This is a genomic window from Christiangramia fulva (assembly GCF_003024155.1).
In the GTDB taxonomy this organism is placed as follows: domain Bacteria; phylum Bacteroidota; class Bacteroidia; order Flavobacteriales; family Flavobacteriaceae; genus Christiangramia; species Christiangramia fulva.
On the sequence record NZ_CP028136.1, the window covers coordinates 81,044 to 95,589 of the forward strand.

Sequence of the window (14,546 nt, forward strand, 5' to 3'; positions counted from 1 at the left end):
AAGGAGCCTCGAAATAAATAATAAACAATTTTATGCCACCGAAAGCGAACACAGCGAATTGAAGGCGCCATTCCTTAATGCATATTGATTATTATTGACCATTTGATAGAATTCTACCAGTAGCAGAATAAAGGTATTACCTGTTCCCGTTGGCACAGAGCTCGGAGTAAGCAAAACATCGGTTGGAGTCATATCCAATTCCAGGTTCTCCACCGGGCTCAGACTTCCCGAAAATTTCCCGGTTGAAAAATCTACCCCGATAAAGGCCGATCTTAAACTTACATGCGTGCTCCCTTCTGGTACCGACAGGTTGATCTTCGGAATAAATCCCGGAATGCTTACTTCTCCGTTTAGCGTATCCACCGAATACTGCGCCAGTAAAACCGACTCCAAAGGTGCCTTGTCATTAAAGTTGAAATTTTCCAGCAGCAAACGGCCCGGTACCGTGGTTAATCCCTGCTGCACGGTTCGCTGCCCGCGCAGGTGCACACTGTCCAGTTTTTGAACTTTGCTCATTCGCTGGGTAAGTCTGCTCGTGACCCGATTGTCTTTGGCCTGTTGCAGCAGTTCGTTTAAAGCGAGCCTCAGCATTTTGCCGGCGCTGGCACTTTCCGCAAATTCGCTCAGGTTTTCTCGCGTTCTCACAAAAGCCGGATCATGCATGATGCGTTTCTTGGAGACTCCGCTCTTGGTTTTCACCAAATACCCGTCCTGTCCCTTGTAAAAGGTCAGGTCCTGAAGGGTTCCTTCGATCTTTAAGATCCCATTGTTCTTTGCCATAATTTTATGGTTTTTAAAAGTTTATAATGAGCGAATCTAAATCACTTTAACTTACTGTAAAACAACACAATATCATTTTGGCCGAAAAAGCACTCTTTGGCTGATTTAACTTATTTCTGCACATTCTAAACCTTTTGATCCCTTTTTGCACATTTTGCTACAAACTGCACATTTTGCCCGGCCATTTTCTTCATTCAGCCCAACAAAATCAAAGGCTCCCATACCCCTTCCCTATGGCTTCCCTATGGTTTGCCTATGGCTTACTTATGTTTCCTGTATAATTCACCCATTTCTATGTACTGTAGATGGTACCCTGTAAACCATATACCGGAAGCAGAACAAACAAACTAAAACTCTTAACTATTAACTCAGATGAACTTCCCTGATTAGTGTTGACCGATTTTAGGTATTAATTTTCATTATCAAAAATAGTAATTATTGGCCGTTCTTCTGGTTGAAGGCTTGACCAATAACTAAAAAATTCTTCAGGGTATCTTTTTTCTAAATGATCGTGTGGTCTTTTGTTATTATAATTATTTACTGCCTTTTTAACCTGGTTTCTAAGTTGGCTAAAGGACTGTGGCCTCCAGTGATCCAGATATTCTTCTTTTATTGTTCTGTTGATCCTTTCAGCATAAGCATTGTCCTGGGCACTTAAAGCCATACTAATTGTTGTAGAACTTGATTTTAAAAGATCTGTATAGCACTTATAAATATATTGACTTCCTCTGTCAGAGTGATGGATCTTTGGTGCTTTGTTGTGGCGTAAAGCCATTTGCAAAGCCTTGACATTTGCTGTTCCTCTCATATGATCAGAGACTTCATAACCAACAATCTTCTTCGTATAAACATCTATAATAAAAACTGCGTAATAGAATTTATCTCCTACGCGGTAATAAGTGATGTCGCTCTGCCATACCTGCGAAGGTGCATTGATCTCTATCCCCTTTATTTTATTTGGATAGTAGACCTTACCGGCAATGGTAGTGCGTCTGTAATTCTTCTTCCTTTTAAGACGATACCCTAATTGCATAAAAGTCTCTACAAAGCGATCTCTTCCAATAAAATCAGGTTTTAGAGTATAGTACATTTTCTCCACCCCACAACCAGGATGGTCTCTACGAATATCGTCCGCTTCAGACATCAATTCCATTAATCGATGATCAAACAAAGTTTGTCTCCGTGCATATTGATGTACCGCCTGCTTACTGATTCCGACACTTTCGTAGAGCTGGTTCATAGAAAAACTCACTTTTTCTTTGTTTTCCCTGAACCAGTTGACTGTGGGGTGCTGTAGTTTTTTTTAATGTCGATATCCAGCTCGGTCTTAGCTAATTCGATCATCTTTTCAAAATAATCAACCTGGATCTGTTTACGGCCCAAAGCCGCTTCAAGTTCTTTGATCCGAGCTTCCATTTCTTTCATTTTTTTACTGCTACTGTTTTCCATTTCTACAACTCTAACTCCTTTCTCGTTAAAGGTAGAAAATTTATAAATCCACCTATAAATTAACGTGGAATGAACTCCATGAAGTCGTGATAATTGATAGACGCTAAACTTTCCAATTTCAAAATCCGCTACAATCTGTTTTTTAAACTCATCAGAATAACGGCGATGCTTTCGCAGTAATCGTACGTTGGGTTTCATATAAGTTGATTTTAGTGGTCAACCTATATCAGGGACGTACAAGAATAGGCATAAAGCCTAAAGCTTATAGCTAAAAACCATTTCCAAATTTCCAAATTGACAAATCTTCAAATTGATTAATTTACCCATTGGTACATTTTCTCATTTTCTAATTCTCCAACTATCCAAAATGAGATTGCTTCTCCTCCGCCTCTGGCGGAAGCTCGCAAAGACGGAATAAAGAATAAGTTCTGAACCGGAAACAACCGACAACACGCATCCAAAAACTCATAACTCTGAACTCAGAACTAGCCTAAAGCCTACTAACACAGTCATTTCGAAACGTAGCGCAGCAAAGTGAGAAATCTCAACCTTTGCATAATAATTTTTAAAAGAATTCCCTGCAAAAAATCATGAGATTTCTCGTCGTCCCGAGGCCTCGGGACTCGCTCGAAATGAACCTGAATGAAGTACGATTTACGAAGTGGGAAGTACGAATTTTTGAATCTTGAATCTTGAATTGATTAAGCCAAAGCCATTCCCAAATTTCCAAATTGACAAATTTTCAAATTGATTAATTTACACATTGGTACATTTTCACATTTTCTAATTTTCTCATTATCTAATTCTCCAATTATCCAACTATCCAACAGGAGATTGCTTCTGCGCCTACAGCGCATTGCGATGACGGAATGATGACGGAAAAAATATAGATATGGGTTCCTGAACATCCCCTAACATGGAAAACTCCGAACTCTGAACTCTTAACTCTGAACTAGCCTAAAGCTTATAGCTAAAAACCATTCCCAAATTTCCAAATTGACAAATCTTCAAATTGATTAATTGTTAATTGAAAAGAATACCGGAAAAATCCCCTTCCATAATATTTTGTAATTCAATATATTAGCAGTATTAATCGGAAAGTCCCTATACTTATCCACAAACTAACCGCCTATGAAAAGGATCTGTATTTATCCGGCAGATATAAGTTTAATTACGGGAAGAAGTGAAACCTATTCCCGCAGGCTGCTTCGTAAGATCAGAGGTGATCTGAATAAAAAACCCCGACAGCTGGTATCCCTGCAGGAATTCTGCGAGCACACCGGACTTTCTATTTCTGAAGTAGACCATTTATTTAAATAAAGAAATCTCTAAAATAATAGTATCTGATCAAATTTACACACCATGAAGTTAGGTACGCTGTGTAAAGGAAGAAATCCTGACTCCTGTTTCGTGGTAAAAACCACAACACCTTCCCAAAACTCAGAACTCTGACCTATACTAAAGCTTATCGCAATGGCAGACTAAAGAAAAGGTTTAGTACCGGAAAAAACCGAGAAAACGCAACCAAAAACTCATAACTCTGAACTCTTAACTCAGAACTAGCCTAAAGACTCGCTCGAAATGAACCTGAATGAAGTACGATTTGCGAAGTGGGAAGTACGATTTTTGAATCTTGAATCTTGAATTGATTAAACCAAAGCCATTCCCAAATTTCCAAATTAACAAATTTTCAAATTGATTAATTTACACATTAGTACATTTTCACATTGACAAATTTTCTCATTTTCTCATTATCTAATTCTCCTATAATCCAACTATCCAAAATGAGATTGCTTCTGCGCCTCCGGCGCATCGCAATGACGGAATGATGAAAAGATTTGGGTTCCTGAAACATCTGATATCATCCAAAACTCCTAACTCTGAACTCTTAACTCAGAAATAGCCTAAGGCCGACAACAAGCCACCAAACTCATAACTCTGAACTCTTAACTCCGAACTACCAACTACCACCTCCGAACTACTCAAAATTCCTCATAAACTTCTTCCAGGAATTCTTAAGCTGTTGAAATTTTGAAGGCGCGGCTCCGTAATATCCTTTGGCATAACGGTTATAGCCGTAACCATAACCATAGCCGTATCCATAGCCATAGCCATAGCCGTACTTGGCGCGGTGTACAAAATGGTTCAGTACAAAACTGATATTCTTAACCTCTTCTTTTTTGTATTTTTCATTGATCGTTTCCAGCATCCCCCTCTTGGTATAATCCTGACGGATAAGGTATAAAGTAGCATCGGCATATTTTACCAGGTTCAGCGCATCGGCTACCATCCCGATAGGCGGGGAATCCAGCACGATATAATCATATTTTTCTTTAAGACGCTCCATCAGTACATCCATCTTCTCAGTCATCAATAGTTCGGAAGGGTTTGGCGGAACCGGGCCGGAGGTGATCACATCAAGATAAGGGATCTTACTCGGCTGAATGATCTCTTCTTCCGAAGCCTGGTCGATAAGGTAATTCACAATCCCGTGCTCATTATCAAGTTCAAAGTCATCAAATATCTTGGGCTTCCGCAAGTCTACCCCTACCAGTACTGTTTTCTTTTCGCTAAGAGCAAATACCGTGGCCAGGTTCATGGCGCAAAAGGTCTTTCCTTCCCCGGAAACCGAAGAGGTGATAAGCACTGTTTTGGAGCCCATGATGCCATGCCTTTTATACATGAACTGTAAACTGGATCTTAAGCCCCTGAAACTTTCGGAAATAGAAGATTTTGGGGAATTAAATACGGCAAGGTTGCTCTCTGCCTTACTGCGTCCTATTAAACCAAGAATAGGAATAGGTGACAACCTGGAAATTTCCTGTGCGTTGTGAATATTGGTATTCAGAAATACCAGCAGGAACACAAAGGTTAAGGGAATTAAACCACCTACCATCACTGCCATTACATAATTAAGCTGGGTATCAGGACCAATCCTTCCACCCCCGGTATCTTTGGCTTTATCGATGATCATAACATCGCTCACATTCGCAGCCTTTATGAGGCCAGCTTCGCTCCTTTTTTCAAGGAACATATTATAGGTGCGCTCGTTGATGGCATACTTGCGCTGGATCTTCATCAAGTCCTGCTCTTCCTGTGGCAATTTTTTGACTTCACTTTCCAGCTGGGCCATTTTTCGGTTAATATCATTAAGCTCAGTTCTTAAAAGGCCCACAGAAGAACTTATATTTTCGAGGATAATGGATTTAACCGAATTGATCTGCCGGTCAATATCATCAAAAACCGGAGAATTGGGCTTTAAAGTATATTGATAATTGCTTCTTTCCTCGGCGAGCTGAACGATCTTTCCCACCGCTCCCGCGATACTTCCTTCACTGATCCCGGCTACCGAAGGCGCTGGTACATTGGAATAATCGTCCCTTGTTTGCAGATAGTCTTTGAGATTGTCATAATAAGCGATCTGCCTTCTTATTTCCTCTTTTTTCACATCGAGATCAGCGAGTTTTGAAGAAAGATTTCGGCTTTCATCCGAAACATCCATAAGAGAGCTTTCATTCCTAAAACTGTTAAGCTCCTCCTCTACAGCTTTAAGCTGTTTGGCCTGGGCTGCAAGGCTGCTGTCAATAAACCGAATGGTTTTGGTAGCAAAAAGATTCTTCCGCTCCAGCATATTCTCACTGAGCACTGCTACCGAACCATTCAGGTAATCTACGATTCGCTCCTTATTTAAGCCGGTCTGACTTAAATTAAGCACTGAAGATCCCTGTCCATCGGGCGAAATGGAAACACCCCGATATCTTCCTACCGCTCCGTCAAAAGGAGTAAAGCTGATATAATAAGCCTTTTCCTTCGGCGCCTGTCTTTCGGTTCTTACCACATAGCCAGAAAAAAAAGGTAAGGTGATATGTTCGCCGTATTTGAAGTTCCGATCAAAATCTGAGGCTTCTACTATCCTCGTATCGGTTTCCTTGAGCTTATAGTTCGTTCTGCTTAAAGTGGCAGGCACCCTGGCTTTGATATTGAAAAGCTTATCGTCCACCTGGTGGATGACCATAGTGACATTATTCGCCTGGTAGGCAGCGGTATCTGCTATGATCCTAAACGGTGTCTGCCCGTAAACATCAATTCTCTGGTATTCTCCATCGGTTAAATAATTGATGTAGAACTGGAGTTTTTCAACCACTTCTTCATTGTGGGAACGTGAGCGAAGAATGGTTATGGCTGTACTTACCTTATCTGAAGTTCCTCCCCAGTTAAAGGTCAGGCTGGTATTCGAAGTAAAGAATGGATTCTGATCGTCTTTTATGGAGATCTGATTTCCCAGGCGGTATACAGGAAGTTTCCTTACATTGTTATAATAGGCTACGGCAAGGCTGATTCCCACTGAAAGCAAAACCAGCTTCCAGTAACTTATGACCTTTAAAATAAATCCTTTAAAGTCAAAGGTCGAGCCTACATCTGAAATATGATCATCTTCATGCGCCATTATCTTGTCGTTAAAAAGTAAATGGAAGTTGCCAGCGTTATCAAACTCGTTACCGTTCTGAAAACTTCTAAACCGGTAGTACCCAGTCCTAAAGCTTTTCTGGGCAGCGGATTGACCACGATCATGTCATTGGGCTGTATATAATAATACGGACTTTTAGTAACGTCCAGGCTGGTTACATCAACGGTATGCACCTCTTCACCATGCGGATACTGCCTGACTATTTTCACATGTTCCCGGTCTCCCAGCTCCTGAATTCCTCCCGCATTGGCAATGGCTTCCATGATGGTAACATGATCTTTATAGATCACCTGACTCCCCTGCCCGATTTCTCCAAGCGTGGTATACCTTATCCCCGCCAGTTTTACGGTCACGAATATATTAGCCTCTTCCTTAAAATATTCTTCCAGTAACTTCTTTTCTATTTTTTCCCGAACCTCCTTTTCGGTAAACCCCAAAACATTTATTTCCCCAAGTGTGGGAACCCTGATATTTCCGTGATCGTCAACAGTGAACCCGTCAAAATAAACAGCTTCTTCTGTAGTCGCATTTGGATTGCTCTCTCCAACGGGATTGAACATGCCCACCAGTTCCTGATCCAGGGCTTTAACCCTGATACTCAACAGGTCCCCTACCTGAATTCGGTAAGGAGTGCGGATACGCTGTACCTGAATGATGCTGTCTATCTGCTCTTCATTTTCACGAAGATAAGACATCTGCTTTGTAGATACACAAGAGGTTAAGGCAAGTATCGCAGCGAATAAAAACAAAAATGATTTAAATCGCATAAAGGGCTTCACATAGTTTTAACAAATATAGTTTTTACCATCTAATAATAAAATAAACTCCGAAAAAACTACTTTTTTTTCAACTTGAGCCCTAAACCTATCAGGAAAGTCATTTCGAAACGGAGCGCAGCGAAGTGAGAAATCTCAAAGTACACACGACAATTTTTAAAAGAATTCCCAGGAACAAACCATGAGATTTCTCGTCGTCCAGAGCCCCGGGACTCGCTCGAAATGAAAATGGATGAATTACGATTTACGAAGTGGGAAGTACAAATTTTTTTGAGAGTCTGGAGCATGGAAGAGCTTAAAGCCTAAAACAAAAAACCATTCCCAAATTTCCAAAATGACGAATCTCCAAATTGATTAATTTACACATTGATACATTTTCTCATTATCTCATTATCTTATTATCTAATAATCCAACTATCCAAAATGAGATTGCTTCACCGCCTGCGGCGGATCGCAATGACGGTATAAAGAATAGGTTTGGTTCCTGAACACACCCTAACATGCAACAACTCATAACTCCCAACTCTTAACTCAGATGAACTAGCCTAAAGCCTAAAACAAAAAACCATTTCCAAATTTCCAAATCATCAAATTTCCAAATTGATTAATTTTCACATTGATACATTTTCTCATTTTCTCATTTTCTCATTATCTTATTATCTAATAATCCAACTATCCAAAATGAGATTGCTTCACCGCCTGCGGCGGATCGGAATGACGATAAAGAAAATGGTAAATAGGTTCTGAACCGGTAACATCTGATAACACACTGCAAAACTCATAACTCATAACTCTTAACTCAGAACTAGCCTAAGTTTAGAGCAAAAAACCATTTCCAAATTGATCAATTTACACATTGATACATTTTCACATTGGTACATTTTCTCATTATCTCATTATCTCATCATCTCATTATCTAATTCTCCATCAACCCAACCACCAACCTCAATTCTTATCTTCCAACAAGGGCACAAACCTGAAGGCCCCAAATTCCTTTTTATCGAATTCCTTAACAGATTTGCGTTCAAAAAGAGTCATGGTCTGCACCTCCGATCCCACGGGGATCACCATTTTCCCTCCTACTTTCAACTGACCTAAAAGATCCTTTGGTACCTCAGGCGCACCAGCCGTAACGATGATCTTATCATAGGGAGCATACTCGGGGAGGCCTTTATAACCGTCGCCAAAACTTAAATGCTTGGGACGATACCCGATCTTATTCAGGAAAGTTTTCGTTTTTTTATACAACTCATGCTGCCGCTCGATACTGTAAACTTTCGCACCCAGTTCACAAAGAACAGCGGTTTGATACCCACTTCCCGTACCTATTTCCAGTACCTTTTCACCTTTTTTAACTTCCATTAACTGGGTTTGAAAAGCTACGGTATAGGGTTGAGAAATGGTCTGATCGGCAGCGATGGGAAAGGCTTTGTCCTGGTAGGCATGATCTTCAAAACTACTGTCCATAAAAAGATGACGCGGGATTTTCCCGATCGCTGCCAGCACTTTTTCATCGGTGATCCCCTTCTTCTTCACCGTTTTTACCAGCTGCTGCCGCTTTCCCTGATGTCGGTAAGTGTCTTTCAAGATAATTTCTCTTTATTCAGTTCTTAAAAATAGGCAAAGAAAACTGAATTCTGCAAGCAAAACATGCCCCGGATTCTAACGCGGATTTATAAAATATTTAGAATCAAAATGCTATTTTTGTGAAAAATGCAAAATATGCTGAAAGCTGGCGTTCTGGGTGCAGGACATCTTGGAAAGATCCATCTCAAACTTTTAAATCAATCTGAAAAATATGAGCTTATTGGTTTTTTTGATGCCGATAAGGAAAATGCTAAAAAAGTAGCCGATGAATTCGGATACAAAATGTTCGATAACCTGGACGAACTGATTGCAGCAGCCGATATGGTAGATGTGGTGACTCCTACCCTCTCCCATTTTGAGGTCGCCAAAAAGGTGATCTCCGCGGGAAAACACCTTTTTATCGAAAAACCCATTACCAATACTTTTAAAGAAGCCGAAGAACTGATCGCTCTTGCCAAAAAGCACGGAGTAAAAGGCCAGGTTGGTCATGTAGAAAGGTTCAACCCTGCTTTTCAGGCGGTTGTCGATCGTATTGAAAACCCGATGTTTATCGAGGCGCACCGTCTGGCAGAATTCAACCCTCGCGGAACCGATGTTCCCGTGGTGCTTGACCTGATGATCCATGATATCGATGCGGTATTGAGTGTGGTGAAAAGCGAGGTCAAAAAGATCAATGCCAGCGGAGTTTCGGTGATCAGCGACACTCCCGATATCGCCAACGCGCGTATCGAATTCGAAAATGGTTGTGTGGCAAATCTTACCGCCAGCAGGATTTCGATGAAGAATATGAGAAAATCGAGGTTCTTCCAGCGCGACGCTTATATTTCTGTAGATTTTCTGGAAAAGGTTTGTGAAGTGGTAAAAATGAAGGACGCCCCTGAAGATCCCGATGATTTCGCCATGATCCTTCAGAATGCGGAAGGAGTGAAAAAACAGATCTACTTTGATAATCCATCCGTTTCGCCGAACAACGCGATCCTGGAAGAACTGGAAAGTTTCGCCGAGGCCATTCATAACGATTCAGAACCCGTGGTGACTATGGCGCAGGCGGCAAAAGCCTTGAAAATAGCCAACCAGGTGATCGAGAATTTTGATTTATAAAACAAAACCTGCAAGGTTTTAGAAACCTTGCAGGTTTAAAAACTTTTTAAAATGAAAAACATAGCAGTAATTGGAGCCGGAACTATGGGAAATGGTATCGCGCATACCTTTGCCCAGTACGGTTACAAAGTTCAGTTAATCGATATTTCTGAGGAAAACCTTAAAAAAGGACTGGATACCATTTCGAAGAATCTTGACCGTATGGTTTCCAAAGAAAAGATTTCCGAAGACGATAAAAAGAACACCCTAAATAATATCACCACTTATACCGATATTTCGGAAGGTGTTGAATATGCAAGTGTCGTGGTGGAAGCGGCTACCGAGAATACCGAGCTTAAACTGAAGATCTTCCGTCACCTGGACCAGTCCACTTCTGAAGATACCATACTTGCAACCAATACTTCTTCGATCTCTATTACCCAGATCGCGGCGGCGGTTTCAAATCCCGAGCGCGTGATCGGGATGCATTTTATGAATCCTGTGCCGGTAATGAAACTCGTGGAGATCATTCGGGGTTATAATACCAGTGACGAGGTGACCCATACGATCATGGAGCTGTCTAAAAAACTACATAAAGTTCCGGTGGAAGTGAATGATTATCCGGGTTTTGTGGCGAACCGCATCCTTATGCCAATGATCAACGAAGCCATTGAAACGCTTTACAACGGGGTGGCCGGCGTTTACGAGATCGATACTGTGATGAAACTCGGGATGGCGCACCCGATGGGACCACTTCAGCTGGCGGATTTTATCGGTCTCGATGTTTGCCTTTCTATTCTGGAAGTGATGTACGAAGGTTTCAAGAATCCGAAATATGCTCCCTGCCCATTGCTTACCAATATGGTCAGAGCCGGAAAGATCGGAGTAAAATCGGGAGAAGGTTTCTACGATTATTCCGAAAGCAAAAAAGCTGAAAAAGTTTCATCGCAGTTTAGTAGTTAGTACTGAGTATTGAGTACTGAGTAGTTAGTATTTTTTTCACTCCTTAACTCTTTACCTCCTTAACTTTAATAAAATTTGACAAAGATACTTCCCTTTAAAGCGGTAAGACCGGCGAGGCCCTTTGCGGGACTGGTAGCTTCACGCTCTTATGAAGACTATGACGAAGATGAATTGAGGGCTCAGCTGGAATTCAATCCCTATTCTTTTCTGCATATCATCAATCCCGGCTATAAATTTCAGCATGAGATAGGCGGGGAAAAGCGTTTTGAGATGGTGCGTAATCGCTACCTGGAGTTTCTGGAAGACAATATTTTTATTCAGGAGAAGGAAGCCTGCTACTATATTTACCAGATAAACAGCAGGGAAGCCAGTTGCTGCGGGATCATTGCCGCCGCCAGCGCCGATGATTACGAGCAGAATATCATTCGCAAACACGAAGATACCATCGCTCACCGCGAAGAGCTTTTTAAAGATTACCTCAAGGTTGTTGGTTTTAATACGGAACCGGTGCTGCTCACGTATCCTGATAATGAGATCATTGAGGATCTAATGCGCAAGACCATGCAAAAGCGCCCCGAATATGAATTCGCCACTTCCAACAGGGAGATCCATAAACTATGGAAGATCTGCGATATGGAGAGCACGGGAAAAATAGCTTCGGAATTTGAAAAAATGGAGAAGCTTTATATCGCCGATGGTCATCACCGCAGCGCCTCCTCCTGGCTTCTGGCAAAAGAAAGCAGGGAGAAAAATCCCAACCACACCGGTAAAGAATCTTATAATTTCTTTATGAGCTATCTCATTACAGAAAGCAGTCTTCGGGTTTATGAGTTCAGCCGACTTATAAAAGACCTGAATGGTCATTCCAAAGAAGAATTCCTTATCCTGCTCGATGAGTGGTTCCGGATTGAAAATCGGGGTAAGGATCTCTACCGGCCTTCGAAAAAACATCATTTCAGTATGTACCTCCATGGGGAGTTTTATTCGCTTTATCTGCGGAAGACTCAATACCGGTTCACCGATTCGCTGAGCAGCCTGGATTCAAATATTTTATATGAAAAGATCCTGAAACCCATACTCGGCATTGCAGACCTGCGACAGGATAAAAGGATTGAATATATTCCTGGGAGGAATGACCTCATTGAACTGAAAACCCGCGTAGACAGCGGGGAGTTTGCCGTTGGCTTCGGAATGCTTCCGGCTGAAATTGAAGAAATTAAACAAATTGCAGATGAAAATTTGACCATGCCGCCAAAAAGTACTTATATTGAACCCAAATTGCGCAGCGGACTCACGATCTATGAATTTTAATCGCGTAATACTAGCCACAGTTAACCCTACAGAACGGTAAATCCTGAATTCAGAAAAAAGGAACAAGGATGGATATTTCAGAAAATATTAAAAAATACAGAGAGGAACTTCCCGAAAACGTCAAACTGGTCGCGATCTCCAAAACCAAGCCCAATGAGGACATTCTCAAAGCTTACCGGGCCGGTCAGCGGATCTTTGGAGAGAACAAGATCCAGGAAATGACCGATAAGCAGGAAGAACTTCCTCAGGATATCGAATGGCATATGGTAGGCCATGTTCAACGCAACAAGGTGAAATATATGGCATCATTTGTGTCATTGATCCATGCCGTTGACAGTTTGAAATTATTAAAAGAAATAAATAAAAGGGCGAAGCAGAACGAACGCACCATCAATTGTCTGCTTCAGATCAAGATAGCCGAAGAAGATTCGAAATTTGGCATTTCTAAAGAAGAAGCCAGAGAGATATTGGAATCTGAGGCCTATTCAAAAATGAAAAATGTGAGGATCATAGGCTTGATGGGAATGGCAACCTTTACCGATGATGAGGAGCAGGTAAGGCAGGAATTCAGTTTCCTGAAAAAAGTGATGGATGAGTTCCAAAAAGATTTCCCGGAGCTTACCGAACTTTCCATGGGAATGAGCGGCGATTATAAAATTGCTGTGGAATGTGGTTCGACTATGGTTCGCATTGGAAGCAGTATCTTTGGCGCCCGAAATTATAATTAACGAAGGAGGAATTATTTGTACGCAATATTAGACATAGAGACTACCGGTGGCAAATACAATGAAGAAGGCATCACCGAAATAGCAATTTATAAGTTTGACGGAAACAGGGTTGTGGACCAGTTCATTAGTCTTGTCAATCCGGAACAGCCCATTCAGCCATTTGTGGTTAACCTGACGGGTATCAATAATGAGATGCTGCGCAATGCGCCTAAATTTTACGAGGTAGCTAAACGAATTGTTGAAATTACCCAGGATTGTATCCTGGTCGCCCATAATTCAAAATTTGATTACCGCATCCTGAGAACGGAATTCCGCAGGCTTGGATTTGAATTTGAACGCAAGAGCTTGTGCACGGTGGAACTTTCCAAAAAACTAATTCCCGGAATGCCCTCCTACAGCCTAGGAAAACTGGTGCGTTCGCTGGGAATTCCGTTAAGCGACCGCCATCGTGCGGCCGGTGATGCGCAGGCAACCATAAAATTATTCAAAATGCTGCTGGCCAAAGATGTTGAAAAAGACATTCTGAAAGAGCATGTGCGAAAAGAGCCAAAAAGCAGTATGGATACAAAACTGGTCTATATTTTAGAGGATCTGCCTTCAGTAACAGGTATCTATTATTTCCACGATGAGAATGGCGAGATCATTTATGTGGGGAAATCCAGGAATATCAAGAAAAGGGTCAATCAGCATTTTACCAATGAACATCCCAAATCACGGGAAATGCAGAAAAAGGTCGCTTCTGTCTCTTATGAACCCACCGGAAATGAACTTCTGGCGCTTCTGAAAGAAAATCAGGAGATCAAAGAGATCAAACCCAAATATAACAATGCCCTGAAAAGGGATGTTTTCAGCCATGCGTTATACCATTATACCGATGATAACGGCTATATAAACCTGAAGATCGGGAAAGCTTCAAAAAATAAGAATAGTATCACCACTTTTGGAAGCCTGAAATCGGCTAAAAATACGCTTACGAACTGGGTGGAAGAATTCTCGCTTTGCGAAAGGCTTACCGGAATGCATTCGGGTGAAGGAAATTGTTTCAATTATACCATCAAAAACTGTTATGGCGCCTGTATTGAAGAGGAAACGCCCGAGGACTACAATGAAAGGGTAAAAGAGCTTATTGGGCGCTACTCCTACCAAAACCAGAATATGTTGCTGGTTGGCCGCGGAAGGGAAGTTGATGAAAAATGCGCTTTATTGATCGAAGATGGCGAATTTAAAGGTGCCGGATATTTCAATTTGAACCATCAAATCAACAATCTGGACATTATACGCTCAATTATTACGCCCATGGATCACAACCGCGACGCTCAGCACATCATCCAGAGCTATTTGCGTAAAAAGCATAATTTCAAGATCATCCAATTATCAGTTCATGAATAAGTTTTTATTTCTTTC

The 14,546-nt window shown here is 41.4% G+C and carries 12 protein-coding genes; 6 read left to right on the forward strand and 6 right to left on the reverse strand.

The annotated features are described in order from the left end of the window. Positions 1-30: 30 nt before the first annotated feature. The 3 genes from C7S20_RS00395 to C7S20_RS00405 all read right to left on the reverse strand — a co-directional run bounded on the left by C7S20_RS00395 (position 31) and on the right by C7S20_RS00405 (position 2,427). Positions 31-780: a hypothetical protein gene (locus tag C7S20_RS00395; protein WP_107010639.1), complete on the reverse strand. Its 750-nt coding sequence runs from the start codon at positions 778-780 to the stop codon at positions 31-33. A gap of 409 nt (positions 781-1,189) precedes the next feature. Next, on the reverse strand, positions 1,190-2,020 hold the full coding sequence (locus tag C7S20_RS00400; protein ID WP_107010640.1) for an IS3 family transposase: 831 nt from the start codon (positions 2,018-2,020) through the stop codon (positions 1,190-1,192). Positions 2,021-2,028: 8 nt separating this feature from the next. Beyond that, the gene (locus C7S20_RS00405) at positions 2,029-2,427 is read right to left on the reverse strand and encodes a transposase (RefSeq protein WP_107010641.1); all 399 of its coding nucleotides are present in this window, start codon (positions 2,425-2,427) and stop codon (positions 2,029-2,031) included. Between the two features lie 933 nt (positions 2,428-3,360). On the opposite strand from C7S20_RS00405, the gene C7S20_RS00410 reads away from it, so the two are divergent. Continuing rightward, positions 3,361-3,549, forward strand: coding sequence for a hypothetical protein (locus C7S20_RS00410; protein WP_107010642.1), 189 nt, complete (start codon positions 3,361-3,363; stop codon positions 3,547-3,549). 658 nt (positions 3,550-4,207) lie between these two features. Here the strand turns inward: C7S20_RS00410 and C7S20_RS00415 are convergent. The 3 genes from C7S20_RS00415 to C7S20_RS00425 all read right to left on the reverse strand — a co-directional run bounded on the left by C7S20_RS00415 (position 4,208) and on the right by C7S20_RS00425 (position 9,060). Further along, positions 4,208-6,676, reverse strand: coding sequence for a GumC family protein (locus C7S20_RS00415; RefSeq protein ID WP_107010643.1), 2,469 nt, complete (start codon positions 6,674-6,676; stop codon positions 4,208-4,210). Further along, entirely contained in the window at positions 6,676-7,464 is a 789-nt protein-coding gene (locus C7S20_RS00420) for a polysaccharide biosynthesis/export family protein (RefSeq protein WP_107010644.1), read from the reverse strand. The genes C7S20_RS00415 and C7S20_RS00420 overlap by 1 nt, the downstream gene beginning before the upstream one ends. 954 nt (positions 7,465-8,418) lie before the next feature. Further along, positions 8,419-9,060, reverse strand: a complete 642-nt coding sequence (locus C7S20_RS00425) for a protein-L-isoaspartate(D-aspartate) O-methyltransferase (protein WP_107010645.1) — start codon at positions 9,058-9,060, stop codon at positions 8,419-8,421. Positions 9,061-9,195: 135 nt separating this feature from the next. Here C7S20_RS00425 and C7S20_RS00430 point away from each other — a divergent pair, with 135 nt between their 5' ends. From C7S20_RS00430 to C7S20_RS00450, 5 genes are all read left to right on the forward strand, one after another. Next, on the forward strand, positions 9,196-10,161 hold the full coding sequence (locus C7S20_RS00430; protein WP_107010646.1) for a Gfo/Idh/MocA family protein: 966 nt from the start codon (positions 9,196-9,198) through the stop codon (positions 10,159-10,161). 51 nt (positions 10,162-10,212) lie between these two features. Continuing rightward, complete coding sequence (locus tag C7S20_RS00435; protein ID WP_107010647.1) at positions 10,213-11,103, forward strand: 3-hydroxybutyryl-CoA dehydrogenase; 891 nt, start codon at positions 10,213-10,215, stop codon at positions 11,101-11,103. Positions 11,104-11,178: 75 nt separating this feature from the next. Further along, the gene (locus C7S20_RS00440) at positions 11,179-12,414 is read left to right on the forward strand and encodes a DUF1015 domain-containing protein (protein WP_107010648.1); all 1,236 of its coding nucleotides are present in this window, start codon (positions 11,179-11,181) and stop codon (positions 12,412-12,414) included. A 68-nt stretch (positions 12,415-12,482) separates the two neighbouring features. Next, positions 12,483-13,142: a YggS family pyridoxal phosphate-dependent enzyme gene (locus C7S20_RS00445; protein WP_107010649.1), complete on the forward strand. Its 660-nt coding sequence runs from the start codon at positions 12,483-12,485 to the stop codon at positions 13,140-13,142. 15 nt (positions 13,143-13,157) lie between these two features. Continuing rightward, positions 13,158-14,531 carry an exonuclease domain-containing protein gene (locus C7S20_RS00450; RefSeq protein ID WP_107010650.1) on the forward strand — a complete coding sequence of 458 codons (1,374 nt, stop codon included), beginning with the start codon at positions 13,158-13,160 and terminating at the stop codon, positions 14,529-14,531. Positions 14,532-14,546: the final 15 nt, after the last annotated feature.